The sequence below is a fragment of the Streptomyces sp. NPDC006261 genome (genome assembly GCF_040613515.1).
In the GTDB taxonomy this organism is placed as follows: Bacteria; Actinomycetota; Actinomycetes; order Streptomycetales; family Streptomycetaceae; genus Streptomyces.
Genome location: NZ_JBEXSI010000022.1, coordinates 72376 through 86172, shown reverse-complemented (window position 1 = coordinate 86172; position 13797 = coordinate 72376). Strand labels below are relative to the sequence as shown.

Genomic DNA, 13797 nt, shown 5'->3' with positions numbered 1-13797 from the left:
GCCGGGGCGGCAGACGGCCGGTGGATCGACACCCACGCGAGGCGGACTTTTCGTGACCCGGATCGTGATCATCGGCGGCGGCCCCGGCGGCTACGAGGCGGCTCTGGTGGGAGCCCAGCTCGGCGCGGAGGTGACCGTCGTCGACTGCGACGGCCTCGGCGGAGCCTCGGTACTCACCGACTGCGTGCCATCGAAGACCCTGATCGCGACGGCCGAGGTGATGACGACCTTCGACTCCTCGTACGAGGAGCTGGGGATCATCGTCGCCGACGACACGCCGCACAAGGAGCACGCCGCCCGGGTGGTCGGCGTGGACCTCGGCAAGGTCAACCGACGGGTGAAGCGCCTTGCGCTCGCCCAGTCCCACGACATCACCGCCTCCGTCACCCGGGCCGGCGCCCGTGTGATGCGCGGCCGCGGCCGCCTCGACGGACTCCAGGCGGCCGACGGCTCCCGCCAGGTCGTCGTCACCGCCGCCGACGGCACCGAGGAGCGGCTGGCCGCCGACGCGGTGCTCATCGCGACCGGTGGTCACCCCCGCGAGATCCCGGACGCGCAGCCGGACGGCGAGCGCATCCTGAACTGGACCCAGGTCTACGACCTCGACGAGCTCCCCGAGGAGCTCATCGTGGTCGGTTCCGGTGTCACCGGTGCCGAGTTCGCCGGGGCCTACCAGGCGCTCGGCTCCCGCGTCACCCTCGTCTCCTCCCGCGACCGGGTGCTGCCGGGCGAGGACCCGGACGCCGCCGCCGTGCTGGAGGACGTGTTCCGGCGCCGCGGCATGAACGTCATGGCCCGCTCCCGCGCCCAGGCCGCCAAGCGCGTCGGCGACCGGGTCGAGGTGACCCTCGCCGACGGCCGGGTCATCACCGGTTCGCACTGCCTGATGGCGGTCGGCGCGATCCCCAACACCGCGGGCATGGGCCTGGAGGAGGCCGGCGTACGGCTGAAGGACTCCGGTCACATCCTGACCGACCGGGTCTCGCGCACCAGCGCCCCCGGCGTCTACGCGGCCGGTGACGTCACCGGGATCTTCGCGCTGGCCTCGGTCGCGGCGATGCAGGGCCGGATCGCGATGTACCACTTCCTCGGCGACGCGGTCGCCCCGCTGAACCTCAAGACGGTCTCCGCCAACGTCTTCACCGACCCGGAGATCGCCACCGTCGGCTACAGCCAGGCCGACGTGGACGGGGGCAGGATCGACGCCCGCGTGGTGAAGCTGCCGCTGCTGCGCAACCCGCGCGCCAAGATGCAGGGCATCCGCGACGGATTCGTCAAGATCTTCTGCCGTCCCGGTACGGGGATCGTGGTCGGCGGCTGCGTCGTCGCGCCGCGCGCCAGCGAACTGATTCATCCGATCTCGCTCGCGGTCGACAACAACCTGACCGTGGAACAGATCGCAAAGGCGTTCACCGTGTACCCGTCCCTGTCCGGATCGATCGCGGAAGTGGCCCGGCAGCTGCACACCCGCAAACTCACGGACGAGGGCTGACAGCAGGTCAGAGGCGGCGTGGACGCCTTACGGGGCCGGGGAATCCCGGCATTTCCCGGCAACCCCCGTCACTCCGGACGGGGATGGCGGCCGCTCCGCGATCACACCCGGACAACAGCGAAATCCCCTATACCACTTGGGGGTCCGCCGGATGTACAACTTCCGTTATTCGGCGCAAACTGCTGAAAACTCACCGGCGGCCAGGTTACTGTCAGTTTCGTGTTCGCTGCAGAACGTCGTCAGTTGATCCTCGAAATGGTGCGTGCCAACGGGGCGGTATCGCTCCGTGAGCTCGCCCGCGTCGTCCAGACCTCCGAAGTGACCGTACGGCGGGACGTGCGGGCACTGGAGGCAGAAGGACTCCTCGACCGCCGGCACGGCGGTGCGGTCTTGCCGGGCGGTTTCACGCGGGAGTCCGGCTTTCCGCAGAAATCCCATCTCTCCACCGCGGAGAAGACGGCCATCGCCGACCTGGCGGCCTCGCTGGTCGGTGAGGGCGAGGCCATCGTGGTCGGCGCCGGTACGACCACGCAGGAGCTGGCCCGCCGGCTCGCGCGGGTCCCCGGCCTGACCGTGGTCACCAACTCGCTGCTGGTCGCCCAGGCGTTGGCCCATGCCAACCGGGTGGAGGTCGTCATGACCGGCGGCACCCTGCGCGGCAGCAACTACGCGCTGGTGGGCAGCGGGGCCGAGCAGTCCCTCCAGGGGCTGCGGGTCTCCCGGGCCTTCCTCTCCGGGAGCGGCCTCACGGCGGAGCGCGGCCTGTCCACCTCCAACATGCTCTCGGCCAGCGTGGACCTGGCCCTCGTGCAGGCCGCCGCGGAGGTGGTCGTCCTGGCGGACCACACGAAGCTGGGCGCCGACACCATGTTCCAGACGGTGCCCACGGAGCTGATCACCCGGCTCGTGACGGACGAACCCCCGCTCCACGACGAGCGCGCGGCCGCGGAGCTCCAGGCCTTGGCGGACCAGGGCGTGGAGGTCACGGTGGCGGGCCCCGAGGCGGACGCGGCGGCGGGCGACGGTCCTCCTGCGGGGCGCCCGCCCCGCCGCGACATGCCGTTGCCGGGGCAGCGGCGGACGACGACGCGGAACGGGGGGCTGGGGCCGCAGCTGCGTAGCGCGTCGTCCCTGTCCGACCAGGCGTCGTCGGGTGAGCGGGCCCGGGTGGCGGACCTGCGGCGGCGGTAGGGCCACGTCGGGGGGCGCTGCGATTCCAGCCTCTCCGACGTCTGAGGAGCGGGTTGTGGGCGGAGCCCCGAAACCTCAGCCCGTCCGGCGCTTGAGGACGGAGCGGAGCCCGGGGCAGCGCCCCGGGCTCGGGAAGGGGCGGGGCGGTGAGGGGCCCTGCGCAGCGGCCCGTCATACTGCGGCCCCACCCAGCGCACCCCTACTTCAGCCCCCGCAACGTCAGCCGCAGCAACCGCCCCGCCAGCTCCGGATCATTCGGCGACTGCTCGGCGGCCAGCGCGATCGCGTTCGTCAGCTGCAGCAGATCGTCGATCGAGACATCCGCCCGCACCGACCCGCTCTCCTGAGCCCGACGCAACAGCCCCGCCCCCGCCTCCCGCAACGGCAGATGGCACGGGGCGAGCGCCGAAGTCACGTCCTGCGAGGCCGACATGAGCGCGCGGGCCAGCCCGCGGTACTCACCCGCATGAGCGACGATCGCACCCAGCCAGTCCACCAGCGCCCGGCACGGAGCCTCGGCGCCCGCGAGCTCCCGGGAGCGGTCCAGGAGTGAGCGCAGGGCATCCTGGAAGACCGCGTTCAGCAGGGCGTGCCGGTGGGGGAAGTGCCGGTAGAGGGTGCCGATACCCACGCCCGCCTGCCGCGCGATGTCCTCCAGCGAGGCATCCGTGCCGTGCTCGGCGAAGGCCGTACGAGCCACGCCGACCAGCCGTTCGTGGTTCCGGCGGGCGTCCGCGCGCATCGGCCGCTCCGACGGCCGTCCCGTGTCCGTCTCCATCGAGATCGGCCCTGCCATGGCTCCCGCCCTCCCTGGGTCCTATGGGGCCTGTCGGGATCCAGGATGCCACTCCACGCGGAGGGGCCCGGCCCGCGTCCTGACGACGCGAACCGGGCCCCTCCGTACGAGCTGGGCCGTCAGTCCTTGATCTCGCAGATCAGGGCGCCGGAGGAGACGGAACCCCCGACCTCCGCCGTGAGTCCCTTGACCGTGCCGGAGCGGTGCGCGTTCAGCGGCTGCTCCATCTTCATGGCCTCCAGGACGACGACGAGGTCGCCCTCCTTGACCTCCTGGCCCTCCTCGACCGCGACCTTGACGATCGTGCCCTGCATGGGCGAGGCGAGGGAGTCGCCGGAGGCGGCGGAGCCGGCCTTCTTCGCCGCGCGCCGCTTCGGCTTCGCACCGGCGGCGAGACCCGTGCGGGCCAGCGACATGCCGAGCGAGGAGGGCAGCGAGACCTCCAGGCGCTTGCCGCCCACCTCGACGACCACGGTCTCGCGACCGGCCTCGTCCTCCGCGTCCGCGTCGGCGGGCGCGGCGAACGGCTTGATCTCGTTGACGAACTCCGTCTCGATCCAGCGGGTGTGGATGGTGAACGGGTCCGCGGTGAAGGCGGGGTCGGCGACGACGGCGCGGTGGAAGGGGATGGCGGTGGCCATGCCCTCGACCTGGAACTCGGCCAGCGCACGCGCGGCGCGCTGGAGGGCCTGCTCGCGGGTGGCGCCGGTGACGATGAGCTTGGCGAGGAGCGAGTCCCAGGCCGGGCCGATCACCGATCCGGACTCCACGCCGGCGTCCAGGCGGACGCCGGGGCCGGTCGGCGGGGCGAACGTCGTCACCGTGCCGGGAGCCGGGAGGAACCCGCGGCCCGGGTCCTCGCCGTTGATGCGGAACTCGAAGGAGTGCCCGCGCACGGACGGGTCGCCGTAGCCGAGCTCCTCGCCGTCGGCGATGCGGAACATCTCGCGTACGAGGTCGATGCCGGTGACCTCTTCGGTGACGGGGTGCTCGACCTGGAGGCGGGTGTTGACCTCCAGGAACGAGATCGTCCCGTCGGCCCCGACGAGGAACTCCACCGTGCCCGCGCCGACGTATCCGGCTTCCTTGAGGATCGCCTTGGACGCGGCGTACAGCTCCGCGTTCTGCGCCGCGGACAGGAAGGGGGCCGGAGCCTCCTCCACCAGCTTCTGGTGGCGGCGCTGGAGCGAGCAGTCACGGGTCGAGACGACCACCACGTTGCCGTGCTGGTCGGCCAGGCACTGGGTCTCCACGTGGCGCGGCTTGTCGAGGTAGCGCTCCACGAAGCACTCGCCCCGGCCGAACGCGGCGACGGCCTCGCGGACGGCGGAGTCGTACAGCTCCGGGATCTCCTCCAGCGTGCGGGCCACCTTCAGCCCGCGCCCACCGCCACCGAAGGCGGCCTTGATCGCGATCGGGAGCCCGTTGGCCTCGGCGAACGCCACCACCTCGTCCGAGCCGCCCACCGGGTCCGGCGTACCGGCCACCAGCGGCGCACCCGCACGCTGCGCGATGTGGCGGGCCGCGACCTTGTCACCCAGATCCCGGATGGCCTGCGGCGGCGGGCCGATCCAGGTGAGCCCGGCGTCCAGGACGGCCTGGGCGAACTCGGCGTTCTCCGACAGGAACCCGTAGCCGGGGTGGATGGCGTCCGCGCCGGAGTCCGCGGCTGCCTGCAGCACCTTGGCCATGTCCAGATAGCTGGCGGCCGGGGTGTCGCCGCCCAACGCGAACGCCTCGTCGGCGGCCCGGACATGCAACGCGTCCCGGTCCGGATCGGCGTAGACCGCGACACTCGCGATCCCCGCGTCCCGGCACGCCCGAGCAACGCGGACAGCGATTTCGCCACGGTTGGCGATGAGCACCTTGCGCACGATGACTCCCTCCTGGAAACAAGCTGAGTTTAGGGACTACCGACACGGCACTACGACCCGTCCCCAATGGTGAGCTTGCCCACACGGAGTGTGACTCGAGGCTTGCCCTAGTAGTGAAGTCTCTTGTGGCACCACGGTACGCCGGGTTCTACAACCGCACAGTAACTACCCGGTGTGGTGCAGGTCTCTGTCCTGAAGGTCAACGCCTCACGGCGTTTCTTTGTGGACTCCCTACGAACGGCCCAGGGATTCTTTGCGTGGCGTGCGGGGTGGTCGACCCCCTTGTCCGGAGGAATACCGGTGAGTAAGGTCCGCGACACGCACGTACTGCAGGTAACGGGCTGCGGGTGACAGGGCAGGTAACAGGGGAGGCGCCGTGCTGCGCAGACCGGTGGCGATCGTGACCGCGCTCGTGCTGTTCGGGGAGGCGGTGGGCGTCCTCGCCGTCAACGCCGTCCTCGCCACGGTCGCCGAGAACCAGAACATGTCACTGGCGGGCATGGACCCGAAGGCCATGTCCACCGGCACCTGGGTGATGGGCGGCGCCTCGGCCGTGCTGCTGATCGGGTGCGGGCTGGTCGCCCTGCTCGCCGGGGTCCGGGACCGCTCGTCGGGGCGGTTCGGGCGGATCGCGCTGATCGGCTGCGCGGTGGTGCACGGAGTGCTCGGGGCGGTGACCGTGGGGCTCGTGGGCTGGGCCGCGTTCGCCTTCATGATGGTGGTGCTGGCCCTGCTGGTGTTCACCCTGCTCTCGTACGGTCCCGAGCCCCGTACCGAGGACCGGGCGGGCGGCGAGGCGGCCCCGGCGGCGGTATGAGCCGGGGCCCGGAAAATCGGCTCAGACCCACAACTCCGTCACGGAGATGCCCAGTTCGCCCAGCAGGCGGCGCAGCAGCGGCAGCGAGAGGCCGATCACGTTGCCGTGGTCGCCCTCGATGGAGTCGACGAACGGCGCCGACCGGCCGTCCAGCGTGAAGGCCCCGGCGACGTGCAGCGGCTCGCCCGACGCGACGTATGCGGCGACCTCGGCGTCGCTCGGCTCGCCGAACCGTACGACAGTGGACGCCGTCGCCGAGGCGTGACCGCCCGAGGCGGTGTCGATCACGCTGTGGCCGGTCCGCAGGATGCCGGAGCGGCCGCGCATCGCCTTCCAGCGGGCGGTGGCCTCCTCGGCGTCCGCCGGCTTGCCGAGCGCCTCGCCGTCCAGCTCCAGCACCGAGTCGCAGCCGATGACCAGGGCCCCCGCCGCCTCGGGGCGCTCCGCGACGGCCGCCGCCTTGGCCCGGGCCAGCACCAGGGCCAGCTCGGCGGGGGTCGGCGCATTCAGAGCGTCCTCGTCCACCCCGCTGACGATCACCTCGGGGGCGAATCCCGCCTGGCGCAGCAGGCCGAGGCGGGCGGGGGAGGCGGAGGCGAGCACGAGACGGCGCTGATCAGTCATACCGGCCATCGTAGAAGGGCCCGGAGCCGGACCCGTACCCGCTCGAGAGCCCCGTACCGAAGGAGCTCAGCGGGTGCCGGGCACGGACAGGCTCAGCGGGTGCCGAGCACGAACATCGCGACCACCATCGCCAGCGCGAGCACGAAACCCGCGCGACGCAGCATGTCCTGGGCGTCGCGCAGTTCCTTCGGCGGCTTGTTCTCGGGGTCGGACCACAGCATGCTTCCGATCCTGCCCGCGTCGGGCGCCGATGCGCCTGAGTACGGGTACTCAAGCGTGCCGGCGCCCCGCGGACACCTCAGGTCGGCCAGTACGTCCGGGCCCAGGCCCGCGGGCCCGGCTGCGGGCGCCCCGTACGGGCGATGCGGCCCGGGTCGGACCACTGCTCGTGCGGGACGGGCGCGCCGGACGGCACGGCGGCGCTCGCCGCGGCGCGGGCCTGGACCACCGCCAGGGCGGCGGCCAGCTCCTCGGGGGTCGGGTTGCCCCGTACGACCCTGATCATGGGCAGACCTCTCTGTGGCAGGGCGGGCGGCTACAGCGGGATGTTGCCGTGCTTCTTCGGGGGAAGCGATTCCCGCTTCGTACGCAGCTGACGCAGCCCCTTCACGATGTGGGCCCGCGTCTCGGACGGCATGATCACCGCGTCGACGTAGCCGCGCTCGGCCGCCACGTACGGGTTGAGCAGCGCGTCCTCGTACGCCGTCATCAGCTCGGCCCGCGTCGCGTCCGGGTCCTCGGCGGCGGCGATGGTGCGGCGGTGCAGGATGTTCACCGCGCCCTGGGCGCCCATGACGGCGATCTGTGCGGTCGGCCAGGCCACGTTCAGGTCGGCGCCCAGGTGCTTGGAGCCCATCACGTCGTACGCGCCGCCGAACGCCTTGCGGGTGATGACGGTGATCAGCGGGACCGTCGCCTCCGCGTACGCGTAGATCAGCTTCGCGCCGCGGCGGATGATGCCGCCGTACTCCTGGTCCACGCCCGGCAGGAAGCCCGGCACGTCCACGAAGGTGATGACGGGCACGTTGAACGCGTCGCAGGTGCGGACGAAGCGCGCCGCCTTCTCGCTCGCGTCGATGTCCAGGCAGCCTGCGAACTGCATCGGCTGGTTGGCGACGATCCCGACCGGGTGGCCCTCCACCCGCCCGAAGCCGGTGATGATGTTCGGCGCGAACAGGGCCTGGGTCTCCAGGAATTCGGCGTCGTCCAGCACGTGCTCGATCGCCGTGTGCATGTCGTACGGCTGGTTCGCCGAGTCCGGGATGAGGGTGTCCAGCTCCCGGTCCTCGTCCGTGGTGGCGAGGTCCGCCTCCTCCGGGAAGGCCGGGGCCTCGGAGAGGTTGTTCGAAGGGAGGTAGGAGAGAAGGGACTTGACGTACTCGATGGCGTCCTTCTCGTCGCCCGCCATGTGGTGCGCCACCCCGGAGGTGGTGTTGTGCGTACGGGCGCCGCCCAGCTCCTCGAAGCCGACGTCCTCGCCGGTGACCGTCTTGATGACGTCGGGGCCGGTGATGAACATGTGCGAGGTCTGGTCGACCATCACCGTGAAGTCGGTGATCGCCGGGGAGTAGACCGCACCGCCCGCGCACGGGCCGACGATCAGCGAGATCTGCGGGATCACCCCGGAGGCGTGCACGTTGCGGCGGAAGATCTCGGCGAACAGGCCGAGGGCCGCCACGCCCTCCTGGATGCGCGCGCCGCCGCCGTCGTTGATGCCGATGACCGGACAGCCGGTCTTCAGCGCGAAGTCCATGACCTTGACGATCTTCTCGCCGTAGACCTCGCCGAGCGAGCCGCCGAAGATGGTGAAGTCCTGCGAGTAGACGCAGACGGGGCGGCCGTCGACCGTGCCGTACCCGGTGACGACACCGTCGCCGTACGGGCGGTTCTTCTCGATGCCGAAGTTGGTGGAGCGGTGCCGGGCGAACTCGTCGAGCTCCACGAAGGAACCCTCGTCCAGCAGGAGATCGACCCGTTCACGGGCCGTCAGCTTGCCCTTGGCGTGCTGCTTCTCGACCGCGCGGGCCGAACCCGCGTGCGTCGCCTCCTCGATACGGCGGCTCAGGTCCGCGAGCTTGCCCGCGGTGGTGTGGATGTCGCTCTGCGGCTCGGACATCGGGGGGCGGCTCCCTGCCTGGTCACGGGGACGACGACCGGTGGTGGTCACGGGGGGACGACCGGTCGCCTGTCCGACTCTGCGGCTACTGGCTCGTAACTCTGGTTACGCGACTCTCGTACGTAACTCTCCGGCTACTGACTCGTAGGGTATCGGCGCGCCTCCGGAAAGGCAGTGCGTCCTTTGCCACACCTAGGGTGGCTTGCATGACACCACCGGATGCGCCACACAACCGCTGGTCGGACCTGGACCGACCGCCCCTGAACGTGACCGCGCTGCGCCGCGGGCTGCTGCGGCCCGAGTCGCTCTGGAGCGAGCTGGAGGTCGTGGAGACCACCGGGTCGACCAACTCCGACCTCGCGGAGCGGGCCCGCTCCGAGGGCCTGGCCGAGGGCACGGTCCTGGTCGCCGAGGAGCAGACCGCCGGGCGCGGCCGGCTGGAGCGGAGCTGGACCGCGCCGCCCCGTTCCGGGCTGTTCTTCTCGGTATACCTGGAGCCCGGCGACGGCGTCCCCGTGGAACGGTGGGGGTGGGTGCCGCTGCTCGCCGGGGTGGCCGCCGCGACGGGCCTCGCCAAGTCGGCGGGCGTCGACACGGCACTCAAGTGGCCCAACGACCTGCTGGTCACGGTGGAGGGGGAGGAGCGCAAGGCGGGCGGCATCCTCGGGGAGTTCGCCGGGGACGGCATCGTCGTGGGGCTCGGCGTCAACGTCTCGCTGCGCGCGGACGAGCTTCCCGCCCCCGCCGCCGGTTCGCTGGCGCTCGCCGGGGCGGTCTCCACCGACCGGGAGACGCTGCTGCGGGCCGTCCTGCGCTCGCTGGAGCACTGGTACGGGAAGTGGAAGGGCACGGGCGGCGACGCCGCCGCGAGCGGGCTCCAGGCGGCGTACGCGGCGGGGTGCGCGACCCTGGACCGGACGGTACGGGCCGAGCTGCCGGGCGGGAACTCCCTGGTCGGGCAGGCCGTGGCGATCGACGGCGACGGGCGTCTGGTGCTCTCCACCGCCGAGGGGCTCCAGCAGCCGGTGTCGGCCGGGGACATCGTGCACCTGCGGGGCGCGGCGGGCGGGCTGACCTGAGCATCCGGGCAGGGAAGGCGGCTGACCTGAGGATCCGGGCAGGGGAAGCGGCTGACCTGAGGATCCGGGCAAGGGAAGCGGCTGACCTGAGGATCCGGGCAGGGGAAGCGGCGGAAAGCCCGTCGGCGTACGTCGGATCCACCCGATGGCCCTACCGGTGGATACGGCGTAACCGGTGGATGTCACGCGCGACGCACCCGTGTCGGGCAACCAAGGACGTGAGCTAGGGCACACCTGCCGTATTGTTGAGGCGATCCAGCGACAGATCACTGTTGAGGCGATCAGCGACAGATCGGCAGGCAGTGCGCAGGGAACGGGCAGGAGGCGGCTGGTGACCGTCGGCGACACGACGTCCGGCGCGGGCGAGGAGCCCCCGTCGGACTCCTCGGTCCATGCCACCCCGCATCACGAGGTCGACCACACGGCCGAACCGACGGACGACCCCCTCGCGATCCGCCTCGAAGCGCTGATCCTCGGGGCCGACCGCCGCTACACCCCCTTCCAGGCCGCCCGCACCGCCGGGGTCTCCATGGACCTGGCCTCCCGCTTCTGGCGGGCCATGGGCTTCGCCGACATCGGCCAGGCCAAGGCGCTCACCGAGGCCGACGTGCTGGCCCTGCGCCGGCTCGCCGGTCTGGTGGAGGCGGGGCTGCTCAGCGAGCCGATGGCGATCCAGGTGGCCCGCTCGACCGGGCAGACCACCGCGCGGCTGGCGGAGTGGCAGATCGACTCGTTCCTGGAGGGGCTCACCGAGCCGCCCGAGCCGGGGATGACCCGGACCGAGGTCACGTATCCGCTGGTCGAGCTGTTGCTGCCGGAGCTCCAGGAGTTCCTCGTCTACGTGTGGCGGCGACAGCTGGCCGCCGCGACCGGGCGGGTCGTGCAGGCGGCGGACGACGACGAGATGGTCGACCGGCGCCTCGCCGTCGGCTTCGCGGACCTCGTCGGCTTCACCCGGCTGACCCGGCGCCTGGAGGAGGAGGAGCTCGGCGAGCTGGTCGAGTCCTTCGAGACGACCGCCGCCGACCTGGTCGCCGCGCACGGCGGACGGCTCATCAAGACCCTCGGCGACGAGGTGCTCTTCGCCGCCGACGACGCGGGCACCGCCGCCGAGATAGCCCTCCGGCTGATCGAGGCGATGTCCCAGGACGAGACGATGCCCGCCCTGCGCGTCGGCATCGCCTTCGGCACGGTCACCACGCGCATGGGCGATGTCTTCGGCACCACGGTGAACCTCGCCAGCCGGCTCACCTCGATAGCTCCGAAGGACGCCGTCCTGGTGGACGGGGCGTTCGCCAAGGAGCTGGTCCGGCACGGGGACGCCCCGGAGTCGGAGGCCCAGGCCGCCGAGGAGGTCTCGGCCGCCGCCGAGCGGGCGCGGCTGGCTGAGAAGGAGGGCCGCGAGGCGGTCGACGAGCCGCCGCTGCCCACGTACCGCTTCGGGCTCCAGCCGATGTGGCAGCGGCCGGTGCGCGGGCTGGGTGTCGTGGAGCCGTGGCTGCTGGCGCGGCGGGGGAAGACGGGGTCCTGAGCCGCGCCCTGACGGGCCGGGCGCGGTCCTGAGACGCACCTTCACGTGTTCGGGCCCGGCTCGGCCTGTCGGTCCCCCGTACGTGCTGTCTAGGATCCCTGTCGACAACGCCCGTTAACCGGCGTTCACCGGCAGTCGACCGACAGGGGTGCAGTCATGACCGTCACGTCCGAGCAGCGGTTCGGGGAGTTCGTCGCCGTACGGCGTCACGTGGGCCAGGAGCATGTGGCCGAGCTGGTCCTCGACCGGCCGAAGGCCATGAACGCCGTCTCCACCGACATGGCCCGCTCCATCGCCGCCGCCTGCGAGGCGCTCGGCGCCGACCGGGCCGTCCGCGTCACCGTCCTCACCTCCAGCCACGAGCGGGCCTTCTGCGTGGGCGCCGACCTCAAGGAGCGGAACTCCTTCACCGACGCCGAGCTGGTACGCCAGCGGCCTACCGCCCGGGCCGCCTACACCGGCGTCCTGGAGCTGCCGATGCCGACGATCGCCGCCGTGCACGGCTTCGCCCTCGGCGGCGGCTTCGAGCTGGCCCTCGCCTGCGATGTGATCGTCGCCGACGCCACCGCCGTGGTCGGGCTGCCCGAGGTGTCCGTGGGCGTCATCCCCGGCGGCGGCGGTACGCAGCTGCTGCCGCGCCGGGTGGGAGCGGCCCGCGCCGCCGAGCTGGTGTTCACAGCGCGCCGGGTGGAGGCGGCCGAGGCGCGTGAGCTGGGCCTGGTGGACGAGCTGGTGGCGGCGGGCCGGGACCGGGAGGAGGCCCTCGCGCTGGGCGCCCGGATGGCCGCCAACTCGCCGGTCGGGCTGCGGGCGGCCAAGAAGGCGCTGCGGCTGGGGCACGGGCTTGACCTGCGGGCGGGCCTGGAGGTGGAGGACGCCGCCTGGCGGGCGGTGGCCTTCTCCGGGGACCGCGCGGAGGGTGTGGCCGCCTTCAACGAGAAGCGGGCCCCGCAGTGGCCGGGTGAGTGATGCGTCCGTCCCGGATGCCCGCTGCGTGACGCCGGAAATTAGTTGCGCATCAAACTGATCAAAAGGGAACAAATCTACATAAGCTGGATAAATGGGTGAAGACGATGCTCGGCTGCGGGCCGTGGTTTCGCTGGCGCAGACGATGGCCGCGGCCTACACGCCGCGCGAGTCGTGGCGGGCGGCCGCGCTGGGGGCCTGCGAGGCGCTGGGCGGCAGCTTCGCCGCGCTCTCCGTGTGGGAGCGGGACCGGGGAAGGCTGCGGGTCCTGGTCAACGCGGGGCAGCGGGCCGAGGGGGAGGAGGAGTTCCCCGAGGAGGAGGCCTACCCGGTCCACGAGTTCCCGGAGATCACCGAGTTCCTGCACGAACGCTGGGCCGGCGGCGGCGAGCCCGACGCCTGGGTGGAGACCGCCGACGGCCTGCCCGGGGCGGGCGGACCGGCGCGCGGCGCCCGCCCGTACTGCCACCAGCGGGTGGCGGCGCTGCGGCGGCGCGGCCGGGGCTGCTGCGTGGTCGCGCCGATCGTGCTGCACGGGCGGGCCTGGGGTGAGCTGTACGTGGCACGCCCCGCCGGGAAGCCGGTGTTCGACCGGGACGACGCTAACTTCGCGACCGTGCTCGCCGCCGTCGTGGCCTCCGGCATCGCCCAGACCGAGCGCCTGGAGGAGGTCCGCAAGCTGGCCTTCACCGACCCGCTGACCGGCCTCGCCAACCGCCGGGCCGTCGATATCCGGCTCGACGAGGCGGTCGAGGCGCACCGCACCGCCGGGGTCGTCGTCAGCCTCGTCGTCTGCGATCTCAACGGCCTGAAAGCGGTGAACGACACCCACGGGCACGCGGTCGGCGACCGCCTGCTGGAACGTTTCGGCTCGGTACTCTCCCTCTGCGGGGCGATGCTCCCGGACGCGCTGGCCGCCCGGCTCGGCGGCGACGAGTTCTGCCTGGTGGCCGACGGCCCCGAGGCGGACGACGTGGTCGGGGTGGCCACCGAGCTCTGCGACCGGGCGGCGGTGATCGAACTCGGCAACGGGGTCGCCTGCGGGGTCGCGTCGACCGGTGACCCGATCGGCCCGGTGCGCTCGGCCCGCCGGCTGTTCCGGCTGGCGGACGCCGCCCAGTACCGGGCCAAGGCCGCCCGCTCGCTGCGGCCGGTGGTGGCCGGGCGGGACGGCGAGGTCATCCGGCTCGCCGACTCGCCGCCGAAGTCGGCGCACGACCGCCGCAGGCTGCGCGGCAACCGGCCGTGAAAGCGCGAGGGGAGCTGTAAGGGGCCCAGCGCTCAACCACTAGTGACATAGCGGGTTTCAAT

13 protein-coding genes are annotated in these 13797 nt (G+C 72.2%); 7 read left to right on the top strand and 6 right to left on the bottom strand.

The window, feature by feature from the left end; genetic code table 11:
* The first annotated feature begins 52 nt into the window (after positions 1–52).
* Positions 53–1492 (top strand): NAD(P)H-quinone dehydrogenase, encoded by a 1440-nt coding sequence (locus tag ABZ154_RS16845; RefSeq protein WP_356833244.1) that lies wholly within the window; start codon positions 53–55, stop codon positions 1490–1492.
* A gap of 219 nt (positions 1493–1711) precedes the next feature.
* Positions 1712–2683, top strand: coding sequence for a DeoR/GlpR family DNA-binding transcription regulator (locus ABZ154_RS16840; protein WP_356833242.1), 972 nt, complete (start codon positions 1712–1714; stop codon positions 2681–2683).
* Positions 2684–2882: 199 nt separating this feature from the next.
* Here the strand turns inward: ABZ154_RS16840 and ABZ154_RS16835 are convergent, their stop codons facing one another.
* Both ABZ154_RS16835 and ABZ154_RS16830 read right to left on the bottom strand, forming a co-directional pair.
* A complete protein-coding gene (locus ABZ154_RS16835) occupies positions 2883–3479 on the bottom strand; it encodes a TetR family transcriptional regulator (RefSeq protein ID WP_356833240.1) in 597 nt (198 codons plus the stop codon).
* Between the two features lie 119 nt (positions 3480–3598).
* The gene (locus ABZ154_RS16830) at positions 3599–5353 is read right to left on the bottom strand and encodes a biotin carboxylase N-terminal domain-containing protein (RefSeq protein WP_356833238.1); all 1755 of its coding nucleotides are present in this window, start codon (positions 5351–5353) and stop codon (positions 3599–3601) included.
* A 379-nt stretch (positions 5354–5732) separates the two neighbouring features.
* On the opposite strand from ABZ154_RS16830, the gene ABZ154_RS16825 reads away from it, so the two are divergent.
* Positions 5733–6170, top strand: coding sequence for a hypothetical protein (locus ABZ154_RS16825; RefSeq protein WP_356833298.1), 438 nt, complete (start codon positions 5733–5735; stop codon positions 6168–6170).
* Between the two features lie 21 nt (positions 6171–6191).
* Here ABZ154_RS16825 and ABZ154_RS16820 read toward each other — a convergent pair whose 3' ends face one another.
* The 4 genes from ABZ154_RS16820 to ABZ154_RS16805 form a co-directional block, all read right to left on the bottom strand.
* On the bottom strand, positions 6192–6803 hold the full coding sequence (locus tag ABZ154_RS16820) for a nucleoside triphosphate pyrophosphatase (protein WP_356833236.1): 612 nt from the start codon (positions 6801–6803) through the stop codon (positions 6192–6194).
* 83 nt (positions 6804–6886) lie between these two features.
* Positions 6887–7015, bottom strand: a complete 129-nt coding sequence (locus ABZ154_RS16815) for a hypothetical protein (protein WP_356833234.1) — start codon at positions 7013–7015, stop codon at positions 6887–6889.
* Positions 7016–7092: 77 nt separating this feature from the next.
* Positions 7093–7299 carry an acyl-CoA carboxylase subunit epsilon gene (locus tag ABZ154_RS16810; protein WP_356833232.1) on the bottom strand — a complete coding sequence of 69 codons (207 nt, stop codon included), beginning with the start codon at positions 7297–7299 and terminating at the stop codon, positions 7093–7095.
* 30 nt (positions 7300–7329) lie between these two features.
* Positions 7330–8910 (bottom strand): acyl-CoA carboxylase subunit beta, encoded by a 1581-nt coding sequence (locus tag ABZ154_RS16805; protein WP_319175078.1) that lies wholly within the window; start codon positions 8908–8910, stop codon positions 7330–7332.
* Between the two features lie 206 nt (positions 8911–9116).
* On the opposite strand from ABZ154_RS16805, the gene ABZ154_RS16800 reads away from it, so the two are divergent.
* From ABZ154_RS16800 to ABZ154_RS16785, 4 genes are all read left to right on the top strand, one after another.
* A complete protein-coding gene (locus tag ABZ154_RS16800) occupies positions 9117–9989 on the top strand; it encodes a biotin--[acetyl-CoA-carboxylase] ligase (RefSeq protein WP_356833230.1) in 873 nt (290 codons plus the stop codon).
* 331 nt (positions 9990–10320) lie between these two features.
* Complete coding sequence (locus tag ABZ154_RS16795) at positions 10321–11520, top strand: adenylate/guanylate cyclase domain-containing protein (protein WP_356833228.1); 1200 nt, start codon at positions 10321–10323, stop codon at positions 11518–11520.
* 156 nt (positions 11521–11676) lie between these two features.
* On the top strand, positions 11677–12489 hold the full coding sequence (locus ABZ154_RS16790; RefSeq protein WP_356833226.1) for an enoyl-CoA hydratase-related protein: 813 nt from the start codon (positions 11677–11679) through the stop codon (positions 12487–12489).
* Positions 12490–12580: 91 nt separating this feature from the next.
* On the top strand, positions 12581–13735 hold the full coding sequence (locus ABZ154_RS16785; protein WP_327220229.1) for a diguanylate cyclase: 1155 nt from the start codon (positions 12581–12583) through the stop codon (positions 13733–13735).
* Positions 13736–13797 lie beyond the last annotated feature (62 nt).

Coding starts and splice junctions, on each gene's coding strand:
- ABZ154_RS16835 (WP_356833240.1), bottom strand. CDS start 3,479: ATGGCAGGGCCGATCTCGATGGAGACGGACACGGGACGGCCGTCGGAG.
- ABZ154_RS16820 (WP_356833236.1), bottom strand. CDS start 6,803: ATGGCCGGTATGACTGATCAGCGCCGTCTCGTGCTCGCCTCCGCCTCC.
- ABZ154_RS16815 (WP_356833234.1), bottom strand. CDS start 7,015: ATGCTGTGGTCCGACCCCGAGAACAAGCCGCCGAAGGAACTGCGCGAC.
- ABZ154_RS16810 (WP_356833232.1), bottom strand. CDS start 7,299: ATGATCAGGGTCGTACGGGGCAACCCGACCCCCGAGGAGCTGGCCGCC.
- ABZ154_RS16805 (WP_319175078.1), bottom strand. CDS start 8,910: ATGTCCGAGCCGCAGAGCGACATCCACACCACCGCGGGCAAGCTCGCG.
- ABZ154_RS16800 (WP_356833230.1), top strand. CDS start 9,117: ATGACACCACCGGATGCGCCACACAACCGCTGGTCGGACCTGGACCGA.
- ABZ154_RS16790 (WP_356833226.1), top strand. CDS start 11,677: ATGACCGTCACGTCCGAGCAGCGGTTCGGGGAGTTCGTCGCCGTACGG.
- ABZ154_RS16785 (WP_327220229.1), top strand. CDS start 12,581: ATGGGTGAAGACGATGCTCGGCTGCGGGCCGTGGTTTCGCTGGCGCAG.